The sequence below is a fragment of the Actinophytocola sp. genome, assembly GCF_045807065.1.
In the GTDB taxonomy this organism is placed as follows: Bacteria; Actinomycetota; Actinomycetes; order Mycobacteriales; family Pseudonocardiaceae; genus Actinophytocola.
Window position 1 is genome coordinate 1 of record NZ_JBJMIE010000307.1, and the last position, 13855, is coordinate 13855.

General features: G+C 72.7%; 9 protein-coding genes and 1 pseudogene. All 10 read right to left on the reverse strand.

What is annotated here, in order from left to right; all coding sequences use genetic code 11:
- Positions 1-284, reverse strand: a pseudogene (locus ACJ73U_RS17630) (transketolase); the annotation flags it as partial.
- Positions 281-1135 (reverse strand): transketolase, encoded by an 855-nt coding sequence (locus ACJ73U_RS17635; RefSeq protein ID WP_407778727.1) that lies wholly within the window; start codon positions 1133-1135, stop codon positions 281-283. The gene ACJ73U_RS17635 and the pseudogene ACJ73U_RS17630, both read right to left, overlap by 4 nt.
- On the reverse strand, positions 1132-2481 hold the full coding sequence (locus tag ACJ73U_RS17640; protein ID WP_407778728.1) for a DegT/DnrJ/EryC1/StrS family aminotransferase: 1350 nt from the start codon (positions 2479-2481) through the stop codon (positions 1132-1134). Before ACJ73U_RS17640 ends, ACJ73U_RS17635 begins: the two co-directional genes overlap by 4 nt.
- Positions 2482-2610: 129 nt before the next feature.
- Positions 2611-5511 (reverse strand): alpha-L-rhamnosidase N-terminal domain-containing protein, encoded by a 2901-nt coding sequence (locus ACJ73U_RS17645; protein ID WP_407778729.1) that lies wholly within the window; start codon positions 5509-5511, stop codon positions 2611-2613.
- Positions 5512-5673: 162 nt separating this feature from the next.
- Positions 5674-7929 carry an RCC1 domain-containing protein gene (locus ACJ73U_RS17650; RefSeq protein WP_407778730.1) on the reverse strand — a complete coding sequence of 752 codons (2256 nt, stop codon included), beginning with the start codon at positions 7927-7929 and terminating at the stop codon, positions 5674-5676.
- Complete coding sequence (locus tag ACJ73U_RS17655; protein WP_407778731.1) at positions 7926-10247, reverse strand: hypothetical protein; 2322 nt, start codon at positions 10245-10247, stop codon at positions 7926-7928. Before ACJ73U_RS17655 ends, ACJ73U_RS17650 begins: the two co-directional genes overlap by 4 nt.
- 112 nt (positions 10248-10359) lie before the next feature.
- Entirely contained in the window at positions 10360-10959 is a 600-nt protein-coding gene (locus ACJ73U_RS17660; RefSeq protein WP_407778732.1) for a GTP-binding protein, read from the reverse strand.
- Positions 10940-11317 (reverse strand): DUF742 domain-containing protein, encoded by a 378-nt coding sequence (locus ACJ73U_RS17665; RefSeq protein ID WP_407778733.1) that lies wholly within the window; start codon positions 11315-11317, stop codon positions 10940-10942. The genes ACJ73U_RS17660 and ACJ73U_RS17665 overlap by 20 nt, the downstream gene beginning before the upstream one ends.
- The gene (locus tag ACJ73U_RS17670) at positions 11314-11739 is read right to left on the reverse strand and encodes a roadblock/LC7 domain-containing protein (protein ID WP_407778734.1); all 426 of its coding nucleotides are present in this window, start codon (positions 11737-11739) and stop codon (positions 11314-11316) included. The genes ACJ73U_RS17665 and ACJ73U_RS17670 overlap by 4 nt, the downstream gene beginning before the upstream one ends.
- The coding region (locus tag ACJ73U_RS17675; protein ID WP_407778735.1) for a nitrate- and nitrite sensing domain-containing protein at positions 11736-13855 on the reverse strand (2120 nt) is incomplete at its 5' end. The genes ACJ73U_RS17675 and ACJ73U_RS17670, both read right to left, overlap by 4 nt.

Sequence of the window (13855 nt, forward strand, 5' to 3'; positions counted from 1 at the left end):
GCGATGTCGAGCTTGACCTGTTCCAGCGCCCGCGCGGACGCGAACGCCGCCATGGTGTTGGCGAAGGGCATGAGGCCCGTGCTCGCCAGCGCCGCGGCGAAGGACATGAGGTTCGCCTCCGCGATGCCGACATCGACGTACTGGTCCGGCAGTTCGGCCTGGAACTGCTTCTCCAGGCCACCGGTGTCGGAGTCCAGGCACCAGACGCGGGGGTCGCGCCGGGCCAACTCCAGGAGCGTGGCCCGGTACGCGGCCCGCTCGGACTCGAGTAAGCCGCTGGTCATGCCGCTGCTCGCAATGCCGTGACGGCCCGCTCGTAGGCATCCGGGCCCAGCTTGGCGAAGTGGCTCTGCTTGCGGTGCTGGAGGTGCCGCACACCCCGGCCCTTGACCGTGTCGGCCAGCAACACGGCCGGGCCGTCGGACCGTGCCCGCAACGCCGGCACCAGCTGGTCGAGGTCATGTCCGTCCACTTCGGACACATCCCAGCCGAACGACCGCCACTTGTCGGCCAGCGGCTCCAGTCGCATCCTGTCCTCGGTGGCCCCGTTGATCTGCAGCCGGTTCCGGTCGACGATGGCGGTGAGGTTGTCGAGGCGGTAGTGGGCCGCGGCCAGCGCGGCCTCCCACACCGACCCCTCCTGCAGCTCGCCGTCGCCCATCAGGACGAACACCCGGTTGTCGCGGCCGGCGCGCTGCGCGGCCAGCGCGAGCCCCGCACCCAGCGCGAGGCCGTGGCCCAGCGAGCCCGTCGCGAACTCGACGCCGGGCACGTCCGTCGTGGGATGGGCCATCAGGCGGCCGGCCGAGTGGCCGTAGGAGACCAGTTCGTCCACCGGGAAGAAGCCGCATTCGGCGAGCGTCGCGTACAGCGCGGCGGACGCGTGGCCCTTGCTGAGGATGAAGTGGTCGCGGCCCGGCCAGCGCGGCTCCGCCGGGCGGATCCGCAGCACCTCGCGGTAGAGCGCGACGAGGATGTCGACGGCGGACAGGGCGCCGCCGACGTGTGTCCCGACAGGACCGGCCCCGATCCGCAGGACGTGTTCGCGCACCGCCAGCGCGGTGCGGCGCAGGCCGAGGTCGTCGGCGACCGCGGTGGTCGGCTCGCGACGACTCGCTTCGCCAGCTCCGCTCATGCCGCTTCCGCCTCCGCTTCCTGGTAACGGGGAACCGCGTGCCACGGCGGCCGGTAGGGCATCGCCCGCGCGTAGCGGGCGATGTGCCCCAGGTTGTCCCACACGCGTTCGAACGCCGTCGCGTACTCGGCCAGCGCCGGGCCTGCGTCCGGGTTGAGGTGCATCCGCCGCAGGCACAGGGAGTCCTCGATGACCTGGCACGTCACCGGGTAGTCGGCGAGGTCGTAGCGCTGCGGGTTCGTGCCCGGGAGCGACCACGGCAGACCGTTCCCGTACGCGTTCTGGTCCTGGAAGACCGGCTGCCCCGGCAGCGGGATGATCTGGTAGTGCGTGAGCGGCACGCCCTCCGCGAGCAACGCGCGGCGCAGCGCGGCGCGGAACCGGCCGGGCGTGACGCCCGCCAGACCCGCCGCCCGCGGGTCGAACCGGAAGCGCAGCATGTGCCACATGTGGGTGCGGTCGGCCGGCGCGGTCGGCGCGATGATCCCCGGCAGCGCCGCGAGGCGGTCGACGAACACCGGCGTGTTGGCGTCCCGTTTCTCCTGGTAGGCCCAGAAACGCGCCAGCTGCGCGCGGGTGAACGCGGCCAGCACCGAGCTGAGCTTGAGGTTCGAGCCGCGGGTCGCCGAGACGTACAGGCGCTCCTCGGTGGACAGGTCCTCGCCGAGGATGCGCAGGCTGCGGACGCGCTCGGCGACGTCCGCCCGGTCGGTGACGACCAGGCCGCCCTCCCCGCAGGTGGGGATGCTCTTCTCCACGTTCAGGCTGAACACGCCGGCGTCGCCGATGGACCCGCACGTGCGGCCGCGGTAGGTCCCACCCTGCGCCTGCACCGCGTCCTCGACGACCAGCAGGTCGTACTTCCGTGCCAGGGCGAGGATCTCGTCCATGTCGGCAGGCAGGCCGCCGAGGTGCACCGGCACGATCGCCCGCGTCCGGTCGGTGATCTTCGCCTCGATCCGCGACACGTCGATGTTGAAGGTCACCGGGTCGATGTCGACGAACACCGGGACCGCGAGCGAGTACAGCGGAGCCATCGCCGTCGCCACGTAGCTCAGCGCCGGCACGATCACCTCGTCGCCCGGCTGGAGCCCGAGCGCGGCCAGCGCCAGCTCGAGTGCGACGGTGCCGCTGTTCACCGACACCGCGTACCGGGTGTCGCAGAACCGCGCCCATTCCGCTTCCAGGCCGTGGATCTCGGCCTCGTTCCTGGCACCCACGGTGAACTTGCGACTGTCGAGCACGCGGCCGACAGCCTCCCGGTCGGCATCGGTCACCACCGGCCATTCCAGTCGCCGGTACTCCGGTCGGACCGTGGGTTCACCGCCGAACATCGCGAGCTTCATGACACCAGAGCCGCCTTCCTCACGACTGGACCCGTGTGTTTTTCACGGTAGGGTCGTGCTCTCGCGCGGCACTCCTCCTGGGGTTTCCTCGCGCTCGCAAGGAGACCTGGCGGTGGTTCCCGGTGGGTTTCAGCCCTCGAGGTGGGTGTGGCCGGAGCCGATGGTGGTCGTGGTCCCGCTCGGCAACCGGACCGTCACGGAGACGTTCACCGGGACCGTGATGTCCAGTTCGGTGCGGTTCCCGGTGCGGCGCCACGCGACGGCGAGCCGGCCGCGTTCGGTCCAGACAGACCCGCGCGCGTGCCGGAGTCCAGTGGCGGGTGGGGTGATCGTGACCGTGCCGGGGCTCGTCACGTCGACGCCGAGCAGTCCTCGCAGGACACCCGTGATGCCGGCCGAGCCCCAACCGTGCGAGAAGCTCTCGCTGTTGGCCTGGTTCACCTCGGCGCCGGTGCACCCCGCGACCGGGCAGCCCGGGGTCCACTGTTCCCACAGGAAGGTGCCGCCCTCGGCGAGCACCCGCGCCGGGCCGTCGCCGGCCGGGTCGGTGAGCAGCCGGACGATCGTGTCCGTGCGGCCGGTCCGCACCAGTGCGGCGAGGAGCTGCCGCACGGTCATCGGGCCCTGGCGCATGCCGAGGTCGTTCAGGTAGGCGCCGAGGTCCGCATAGGACTGCGGGGGTGCGATGCCGTAGGCGATCGGGAAGCTCTGCGAGTGCTCGGCGAAGCTGTCGATGCGCCGGCCCGTCGACAGCGCCAGCCCGTCGGAGTAGCGGCCGGTGACCGGGTCGCGCAGCTGGGCGTTCATGGCGGTGGCGATCGCGGCGGCGCGCTGGCGGTAGTAGCCGCTCGCCGAGGCGTCGCCGGTGATGCCTGCCGCGTCCGCCACCGCGTCGAGCGCGCCGACCGCGAGCGCGTTGACGACCGTGCGGGAGCCGTTGTCGGTGACCGCGTAGCCGTACCGCATGGGCGCCGGCCAGTCGATGATCCCGTTCGCGTAGGCGCCGCTGCCGCCGGGCAGCTGGTGGACGAGGCCGGTGCCGTCGACGGCACCGAGGATGTAGTCCGCCACGCCGCGCATGGCCGGGAACACCTGTGCCACCAGGGAGTCGTCGCCGCTGAGCTGGTGGTAGCGCATGACCCACTCGGGGAACATCTCGGTGTAGTCCGGGATGTCGCGGCGCCCGTCGCCGTTGGGGTAGACGGCGTTGAGCGCGCCGCTCGGCCAGTAGCGGGACTGCGAGTGCGCGAACTCGACGATCGCCTGGCGGGTGAGGCCGCGCTCGCCCAGCGCCGCCGTGGTCGCGAACGAGATGTCGATGGCGTCGCCGAGGAACTGGCCCTTCTCCCGCGTCGGCGTGTCGAGGAAGACGTTCTGGGCGGACATCGCCGCCGAGTGCGCCATGAGGTCGAACACGGCGTCGAGCGTGCGGTCGCCGCTGCTGAACGTCGCCGCCTCGCGGGGGTCGACCTCGGTCGACTGGACGACGGCGGTGACCTCCGCGGTCGGGTCGTTGATCTCCAGGTACCGCCAGCCCCAGTAGGTGAACGGCTGCGCGGTCTGCCTGCCGGCCCGCTGCGTGTAGAGGTAGCGCAGGTCGCTGCCCTGGGTGTCCAGGCCCGATGTGCCGGCACGCGAGTTCTCCACCCAGGCGCCGGTGGCGTGCGCGCGGCGCAGCGGCCGGTCCAGCGTCACCTGTGGACCGGTCGCGGTGACCGTGCGGGTTTCCGGCGCGCCGGGGCCGTACCCGCTCGCCGGGGCGTCGACCACGATCTCGTCGCCGGGGTGCAGGTTGGCGGTGTTCGCCAGGGAGACGGTGGTCGAGCCGGGTGTTGCCGGCGCGGCGAGGGTGGTGTTGTGGCGGCGGTAGCTGGTGGTCACGGTGACCTGGCGACCGGCTGTGCCGGCGGGGAAGGTGATGCGGGGCACCGCCGACACCACCTGGCCCATGTCGACGAACGTGGTGCCGTCCGGCAGGTGCTTCACGGAGACCGGGCGCTTCTCGGTGCGGCTGACGTGGGCCTGCTGCGCGGCGAGGTGGGTGGCGGTGCAGGGCGCGGAACCGTAGGCGGCGCAGCTGTTCGGGGTCGGCCGGGGGTGCGCTCCGACGACCGTCGCCGGCACCCAGGCGGTGTCGTCGAAGTGCGCGGTGTCCCAGCCGGTCTGCTCGTGGGTGGCGTCGTAGCGCTCGACCACGTCGCCGGAGTCGGTGTTGCGGTAGGAGATGGTCGAGACGTCCTGGGAGGTGTCGCGGGACAGGCGCCAGGAGCCGTCGGACACGGCGACCTGGCGGCTGCCGTCCGCGTGCTCGACGACCACCTTGACGAGGAGCCCGGACGGGCCGTCGACCGGGCCGGCCGCGCGGCCCTGGCAGCGGCAGTTCCAGTAGTGGTAGCGGATCGCGATGGCCAGCGGTCCGGACCGCACCCGCGGGGCCGCCACGTCGTAGTAGCCCTCGCCCGGGTAGCCGTACGAGGAGCCCCGGGTGACCTGGCCGTCGACCCGCAGCTCCCAGTCACCGACCGCGGCGACGTACACGCGGGCACGGGTGACGGGGCTCTTGCCGACGCTGACGACCTTCCGCGCGAGCGTCCACTCGTTGGCGGCGTCGTTTCCGGTGGCGGGGCGGCGGATCCAGGCGGCGCCCGACCAGTCGGCGTCGGTGAGGCCGGTGTCGAAGGAGGCCGGCCGGGCGTACGGGGAGACGGCGCCGCGGCGGTCCCAGGTCCGCACGGTCCAGCGGTAGGACGTGCCGGGTGCCAGCGAGGGGCCGGTGACCCACTCCTGCCTCGCGGCGGCCACCCGGCCGCTGTCCCAGACCACGTGGCGGCCCTGCCGCACGACGAGCTGGTAGGCGGTCTGGGTCTCGTCCCGGTCGCGGTCGGTGGGGAGCCAGGAGAAGTGCGGGGCGCCGTTGGTGGCGAGGGGATTCGCGCGGCCGTCGACGGTCAGGTGGGTCGGGGCGCCCGGCGGGTGGTTCGCGGCCCCGGTCGCCGCGACCGTGGTGAGGACCAGGAGCAGGCTGGACAACAACACTCGACGGCGCACCGGCGGACCCCCGCTCGTTTGCAGCGACGTTGCTGAAACGATTTAACAGCGCGGGGGAGCGCTAGGCAAGCGCTTTCCGAAGGGATTCGGCGAGAGGACCCGAACCGTTCGGGAGGAAGGGGCGCGTGCCGGTCCGCCCCCGCCTCACGGCATCAGGGCGTAGCCGGTGTTGTCGCCGCCGGCGATCGCGTTCACCCCGCTCAGTCCGCTCACCCGCACGGGAACGGTCGTGTACGAGGGCACCGACTCGTTGCCCAGCGCGGCGAAGCCGTTGTCGCCCCACGACCACACCGTGCCGTCGGACCGCAGTGCGTAGCCGCCGTTCTCGAAGGCCGCCACCCGCGCCGCGTCCGACAGGTTCGCCACCCGCACCGGCACGTGGGACTCGCAGACCGGCGCGTCGGTGCAGTCGACGCCGTCACCCAGCCGCCCGTTCGCGGCCCAGCCCCACGCCCACACCGCGCCGTCGCCGGTGGCCGCGTAGCCGTCGACCTCGCCGGCCGCGACCGAGACCACCCCGCTCAGGCCGGACACCTGGACGGGCACCCGCGACAGCTCGGCGCCGCCGTTGCCGAGCTGGCCGTGCTCGCCCCGGCCCCAGGCCCACAGCGTGCCGTCGGTCCGCACCGCGTACGTCGCGCCCGCACCGCTGGCCACGGCGGTGACCCCGGTCAGCACCTGGACCGGTGCCCAGACGTCCCCGGTCGAGCCGTCGCCGACCCCGCCGGTGAAATTGGAGCCCCACGCCCAGAGCGTGCCGTCGGCACGCACGGCGTACCCGGTCTGGTAACCGGCGCCGACGGCGACGACGTCCGTCAGCCCGCTCACCCGCACCGGTGGGCTCGCGTCGTGCGACGGCGTCCCCGTGCCGAGCTGGCCGACGTTGTTCGGGCCCCAGGCCCAGACGGTCCCGTCGGCACGCAGCGCGGAGCCGTTGTAGGTGCCGCCGGCGATCGCGGTGACGTCCGCCAGACCCGGCACCGGCGCCGGTACCACCGAACCGCCCCACGCCGACCGCCAGCCGCCGCCGAGCTGCCCGGCGAAGTTGTCGCCCCACGCCCAGACGGTGCCGTCGGCGCGCAACGCGAACGCGCCGTTCGCGTAGGGCGCGATCGCCCGCACACCGGAGAACCGCGTCCGGGACGGCGTCGGCACCTGGGGGACGGCCTCCCCGGTGCCCAGCTCGCGGGTGTGGTTGACGCCCCAGGCGGAGGCGCACCCGGCCGCGCAGGGCGTGTCCGCCACCGCGAAGACCCCGGCCAGGTCCACGAGCAGGTCCACGTCGCCGTTGTGGTTGTACAGCTGGATGGTCCGCGACTCGGCGAACACGACCACCGCGGCGCCCGCCACGGTCTGGCCCGCCGCCAGGTTGACGTTCGAGAAGTTCCCGCGTGCCGGGAAGTCCGGCCACGCGCTCACGAACGTGGGCTCCGTGGCCGCGACGGCGGTGAGGTTGAGCACCACACCGGTGGTGGTGAGCGGCGTGGCGCCGGCGAGGTCCAGCGGGACGGCCGCGCGTGCGCCGACCGGCGCGCCGGTCCTGGTGTCCAGCACCCGGGTGGGGTTCCGGGGCAGGAAGACGGCGCCGAAGTCCGGTGTGTAGAAGCCGGCCAGGTCCGCGAGCAGGTCGACCGAGCCGGTCCGGTTGTACAGGCTGACCGAGTGGTCCGCGCCGATGGCCACGGTCACCAGGTCGGCGCGGGTGTCGCCGGCCGGCAGGTTGAGGTTCGACGCGGTCGGCCGGGGTGTGCCCGTCGGCCACGCGGTCACGAACGTCGAGGCGCTCGCGCCGGTGGCGGTGAGGGTGAACGTCACCGCGGTGGCCGAGTCGGGGACCCGGCCGGTCAGGTCGAGCACGCGGGTGCCGCCGGGGCCGACCGGGCCGCCGGCCTGGCGGGTGTCCAGCACCCGGTCCGCGAGCGTCGCGGTGAACTTCGCGCCCGCGGCCGTGCCGTAGTAGCCGGCGAGGTCGGCGACGAGGTGGGTCCTGCCCGCGAGGTTGTACAGGCTCACCGCGCGGGCGGCGCCGAGCGCGACGGTCACCTGGTTGGGCCGGGTGTCACCGGGCGCCAGGTTGAGGCTCGACGTGGCCGGTCGCGTGGTGCCGGCCGGGTAGACGGTCACGAACGTGTCGGCCGTCGGCGTCACGCCGGTGACGGTGAGGACCACGGCCGTGGCGGTGGCCGGCACCCGGCCGGACAGGTCGACGGTGACCGTGCCCCCTGGTCCGACGGGGCCGCCGGTCCGGGTGTCCAGCACCCGGACCGGGGACACCGACGTGTAGGTCGACCCGACCTGGTCGGTTGCCGGCGCCGCGGTCGCCGCCGGAGCGGCGGCGAGGAGCACCGCCGTCAGGAGCCCCGCCGTCAGGAGCACCGCGGCCGGCAGCGCCCGCCTCACGGGTTCGGCACCACCGCAAAGCCCGCGTAGTCGCCGCCGCCGATGGCGCTCGCCCCGGTCACCCCGGTCACGTCCACGGGCACCGGCGACGACCAGTACACCGAGTCGTTGCCGAGCGAGTAGCTGCCGTTGAAGCCCCACGCGGCGACGCTGCCGTCCGCGCGGAGTGCGTAGCCGCCGTACTCGAAGCTCGCGACGTCGGTGGCGTCGGTGACGCCCGACACCTGGACCGGCACCCGCGACGCGCACGGGAAGTCCACGTTGTCGCAGTTGACGCCGCTGCCCAGCGCGCCGTCCGAGCCCGCGCCCCACGACCAGACCGTGCCGTCGCTCTTCACCGCGTAGCCGTTGTAGCGGCCGCCGGCGATCGCGACGGCGCCGGTCAGCCCGGACACCTGGACCGGCGCCGACGACTGCGTGTCGGTGGAGCCGTTGCCCAGCTGGCCCTCGGTGTTGGTGCCCCAGGCCCAGACCGTGCCGTCGGCGCGGTGGATGTAGGCGCCGCTGCTGCCGCCCGCGACCTGCTTGGCGTCGGCGATGCCGGGCACCTGCACCGGCACCGACGACAGGACCACCGACGAGCCGTTGCCCAGCGCGCCCGAGGCGTTGGAACCCCACGACCAGACCGTGCCGTCGCCCTTCACCGCGTAGCCGTTGGTGCCGGTGGCGGCGATGGAGACCACGCCGGTCAGGTTGCTCACCCGCACCGGCGAGCTGGCGTCGTTGATCGAGCCGTTGCCGAGCTGGCCGGCGGCGCCCGCGCCCCAGGCCCACACGGTGCCGTCCTCGCGCAGCGCGTAGGCGGTGTTGCCGCCCGCGGCGATGGCCGTGGCCCCGGTCAGCCCGACGACCGGCACCGGCACCGAGGAGCCGCCGCCCGTCTGGTTGCTGGTCCAGCCGTTGCCGAGCTGGCCGTAGTCGTTGTTGCCCCACGCCCGGACCGTGCCGTCGGCCAGCAACGCGTAGCCGTCGCGGTTGCCGCCGCCGTCGACCGCCTTCACCCCGGACAGCCCCACGACGAACGCCCGGTTCACCCGGCTGAACAGGGCTTCCGAGGTGCCGAGCTTCCGGCTGAAGTTGTCGCCCCACGCGTAGACGCAGTCGGTTCTGCACTGGTCCTCGGCCACGGCGAAGACGCCGGCGAGGTCGGCGACCAGGTGCGTGCTGCCGGTGAAGTTGTAGAAGTCGGCGCCGCGCGACCGGACGAACGGCACCACGGCGGCGTTCGACACGACCTGGTTGGCGGCCGCGTTGAGCGTCGAGGCGGCCGGCCGGTCCTCCCACTGCGCCCAGGAGGTCACGTAGCTCGGCGCGGTCGCGCCGACGGCGGTGACGTTGAGGATCGCGCCGGTGGCGGTCATCTGCGGCACGCTGCCGGTGAGGTCGACGGAGAGGACCCCGTCGGGGCCGACGGGCAGCGTCGAGCCCTCCGTGCCCGTGCCGGTGCGGGTGTCGAGCACGCGGGCCGGGTTCTGCGGGAGGAAGACCGCGCCGTAGTCGGGGGTGTAGAAGCCGGTCAGGTCCGCGATGAGGTGCGTGTTGCCGGCGTTGTTGAACAACGCGACCTTGCGGTCGGCGCCGACGGCGACCGTGACCAGGTTCGCGCGGGTGTCGCCGACGGGCAGGTTCAGGCTCGACGCGGTCGGCCGCGTGGTGCCGTTCGGGTAGGCCGTCACGAAGGTCGACGCGGTCGCGCCGGTGCCGGTCAGGTTGAAGGTGACCGATGTGGCCGAGGCGGGGATCCGGCTCGCGAGGTCGAGCACCCGCGTACCGCCCGGCCCGACCGGGCTGTTGGTGTCCCGCGTGTCCAGGACCCGGTTCGGCGCGAGCGCGGTGAACCGGGCGCCGCCGGTCGTGCCGTAGTAACCGGCCAGGTCGGCGACGACGTGCGTACTGCCGGTGTTGTTGTAGACGCTGACCGACCGGTTCGCGCCGAGCATGACGGTCACCTGGATCGGCCGGATGTCCCCGGGCGCCAGGTTCAGGTTCGACGTGGTCGGCCGGGTGATGCCGGCCGGGTACACGGTCACGAACGTGTTGGTCGTCGGCGCCACCCCGGTGACGTTGAGCACCACGGCCGTGGCGGAGCCAGGCACCCGCGACGACAGGTCGAGGGTGACCGTGCCACCGGCGCCGACGGGGCTGGTGGTGCCCGCGCCGGTGCCGTCACGGGTGTCCAGCACCCGCACCGGCGACACGGAGGTGTAGGTGGAGGCGACAGGATCCGCGGCGGCGTCCTGCGCCACGACCGGCGGCCCGGCCAACAACACCGCCCCGGTGAGCAACGACGAGACGACAGCAGGCAGCACACGACGCATGAACGCTTGAACCCCCATGGGAGACGGCCCCGACCCGCGCCAGACCCTAGCCCACGGTCAACTGTGGAGCTACCGCCTTTGGGGGATTGTTACTGTGCGGAGGTCGAGATGCTCAGACGGTCAGGCCGAGGCGGGCTTGGGCCAGGCGCATGAGGTGTTCCAGGAGCGTGAGCAGAACGGCCTTGCTGGAGTCGCGGTCGCGGGCGTCGCACAGGCGGATGGGGGTCGACGGGTCCAGATCGAGGGCGTCGCGGACCTCGTCCTCCGTGTACACGGGTGCTCCGTCGAAGCAGTTGACCGCCACCACGAAGTGGATGCCGCGGTTCTCGAAGAAGTCGACCGCGGCGAAGGAGTTGTCCAGGCGCCTGGTGTCGGCCAGGACGATCGCGCCCAGGGCGCCGCGGGACAGTTCGTCCCACAGGAACCAGAAGCGTTCCTGGCCCGGGGTGCCGAAGACGTACAGGATCAGGTCGGGGTTGAGGGTGATGCGGCCGAAGTCCAGCGCCACCGTGGTCGTCGTCTTCGCCTCGACGCCGGACAGGTCGTCGACCGCCTCGCTCCTCTCGCTGAGCACCTCCTCGGTGCGCAGCGGCGCCACCTCGCTCACCGCGCCGACCATGGTGGTCTTGCCGACGCCGAAACCGCCGGCTATCAGGACCTTCACCGCGGCCGCGGTGACCTCGAAGGAGGACTCAGAGCTTACGGACACCATCGAGCACCGCCTGTAGGAGCTTGACATCGAGGGTCTGGACCGCGGTCGTGGCCGACGGGTTGCGGAAGATCAGGTAGCCGCTCTCGATGAGGTCGCCGATGAGGATCTTGGTGACGGCCAGGGGCAGGGACAGTCCGGCGGAGATCTCGGCCACGGACACCGGTCTGCCGCACATGCGCACGATGTCGCCGTACTCCCGGTCCATCCGTTCGATCGTGGCGTCCCACCGCGCGGACATGACCAGCGTGATCATGTTCAGCTCGCGCGCGTTGCCGACGGTGCGGCCGCGGGTCACCGCGAATGGCCGCACCAGCGGGCCGGCCGCGTCGTCGAACCATGCCTCCCGCGGACCGGTCATGAGGGAAGGGGACCCACCTGGGGCTCGAACAACCCGCGCCGCTTGAGCGTGCTCAGCAGGTCACCGAGCCGGATGACGGTCTGGTTCATCTCGTAGGCCACCGTGCCCATGCTCGCGCCCTGCTCGCTCAGCAACGCGAGGCAGGCGTTGTCGCCGGCGGAGGTCACGAACAGTACGGCATGTTCGAGCTCGACGACGGTCTGCAGCATGTCGCCGCCGTCGAAGCGGGCACCCGCACTGCGCGCGAGGCTCTGCAGCGCCGAGGACATCGCGCTGAAGTGCTCCGCGTCCTCCACCGACATCTCCGACGACCGGCCCAGCAGCAACCCGTCGGTGGACAGCACCACCGCGTACCGCACCTTGGCCAGCCTCCTGACCAGGTCGTCGAGCAGCCAGTCCAGTCGGGATGCGTTGCCAGTCACCGTGAACCTTCTCGTCCGTCGGGGTAGTTCGTGCCCGGCTCCGGGCGGGCCAGCCGGCCCTGCCGGGTGCCGCTCTCGATCTCGTCGAACAGGCTCCGCGCCTGCTCCGGCGACCGCGCGCCCGCCTGGGACCGTGGCGCCTGCTGCTGGGTCTGCGAGGCCGACAGCTGCGGCGCGAGGTGCGACTGCCGGCGCCGCCGCGGCAGCCCCGGTCGCCCGGCCGTGGGCTGGATCCCTTGTCCCGCCGCGTTCTCCGGTGGCTGAGGGGTCACCGCCTCGTGGCGGCCCGAGCGCAGTGCCGGGTGCTCCTGCGACAGTTCGCGGCGCGCCGCCGTTCGTGCGGGGAAGGCCGGCCGCGCGGGCTCGGCGGAATCCACGGTCGGCCACGGTACGGCCGCGGCCGCCGTTCTTGTCGGCACGCCGCTCGACATCTGGTTCGCTTCCGCGGCAACACTTCCGACCGGCACGGCCGAGTACGCGACCGGCCGGGACTCCTCCGCGATCAGCGACGTCGGGATGAGGACGATCGCGCGGACGCCGCCGTAGTCCGACTCGGACAGCTTGACCGTGACGTCGGTGCGCCGGGCGATACGGCTCACCACGAGCAGACCCATGCGCGAGTCGCTGGACAGGTTGGTCACGCCGAAGTCCGGTGGCTCCCGCAGGATCTCGTTGGCCTGCGCGATCTGCTCACCGGACATGCCGAGCCCCTGGTCGGTGATCTCGACGACCACGCCCCGGCCGACGACGTTGCTGGTCACGTCGACCCTGGACTCCGGCGGGGAGAACGACGTCGCGTTCTCCACCAGCTCCGCGACCAGGTGGATGAGGTCGGCGACCACGCTGCCCACGACGGACACGGTCGCCATGTGTCCGTTGTGGACACGGGCGTAGTCCTCGGTCTCGGAGATGGCGCTGCGCAGGAGATCCACCAGCGGCACCGGGTTGCGCCACTGGCGGCCCGGCTGCTCGCCGCCGAGGATGATCAGGTTCTCCGCGTTGCGCCGCGCCCGGGTGGACAGGTGGTCCAGCTCGAACAGCACCGACAGCCGGTTCGGGTCCTCCTCGCTGTGTTCCGCCCTGTCCAGCAGCTCCAGCTGCCGGTGCACCACGACCTGGCTGCGGTGCGCGATGTTGAGGAACAGCGCGTTGATGCCGCCGCGGGTCCGCGCCTCCTCCACCGCCGCCGACACGGCCGCGGACTCGGCCCGGTTGAAGGCCTCGGCGACGTCACCGATCTCGTCCGTGCCGAAGTCCAGTGGCTTGACGGCGGTGCGGACGTCCACGTCCTCGCCGTCGCGCAACCGGTTCATGATGCGCGGCAGCTGCTCGTCCGCCAACGAGAGCGCCTCGGCCCGCAACCGCTTCAGGCGCCTGATCAACCGCCCGGAGATCCGCAGGGTCAGCAGGCCGACGAGCAGCGCGACAACCGACATCGCGCCCGCGGCGATCAGCCACCACCTGGCCGTGTTGGTCGCGGTGTCGATCGCGTCGTGGATGACGCCCGCGTACTGGTCCTGGTAGAGGGCGAGCAGGTCCCTGCCGACCGTGGCGGCGGCGGACTGCCAGTCCGCGACGCTCACCGGGAGCGCCGGGCTGGTGGGGGTCGGCACGCCGCGGTCCACGATGGCGTTCTCCATGGTGGACAGGGTTTTCCACGCGTCACTGCCGACCACCGCCCGCGCGCGGACGCGCAGCTGGCCGTCCAGCGCGGGCAGGGTCGAGGTGATCCGGCTGTGGTAGGAGCCGACGAGCCGGCTGTACTCCCGCAGCTGTTGCGGCGTCATCCGGCCGACCACGCCGACGGCGAGCGCGTTGCCCCGCGACAGCGCCTCCACCGCGTCGGCCAGCTCGACGGCGACGTTGCCACCGGCGACCGCGTCGGGGTCGGGCAGGGAGTCGGCGACCTCGCGCGTGGCGAGGAAGATGCGCTCGAGGATCGAGTTGTAGAACAGGTAGACCTGGTCCGGGGGCGCCAGCCCGGCGTCGACCCCCTGCCGCACCTGGGTGAACGCCTTCTTGACGTCCTCGGCCTTGGTGTTGGGGCCGCTCATGAGCTCCGGGGCGATCTTCGAGATGGTGGCCTGTGCCTGCACCAGGTCGGGCCGGGTCGACA

Coding starts and splice junctions, on each gene's coding strand:
- ACJ73U_RS17635 (WP_407778727.1), bottom strand. CDS start 1,135: ATGAGCGGAGCTGGCGAAGCGAGTCGTCGCGAGCCGACCACCGCGGTC.
- ACJ73U_RS17665 (WP_407778733.1), bottom strand. CDS start 11,317: ATGACCGGTCCGCGGGAGGCATGGTTCGACGACGCGGCCGGCCCGCTG.
- ACJ73U_RS17640 (WP_407778728.1), bottom strand. CDS start 2,481: ATGAAGCTCGCGATGTTCGGCGGTGAACCCACGGTCCGACCGGAGTAC.
- ACJ73U_RS17660 (WP_407778732.1), bottom strand. CDS start 10,959: ATGGTGTCCGTAAGCTCTGAGTCCTCCTTCGAGGTCACCGCGGCCGCG.
- ACJ73U_RS17655 (WP_407778731.1), bottom strand. CDS start 10,247: ATGCGTCGTGTGCTGCCTGCTGTCGTCTCGTCGTTGCTCACCGGGGCG.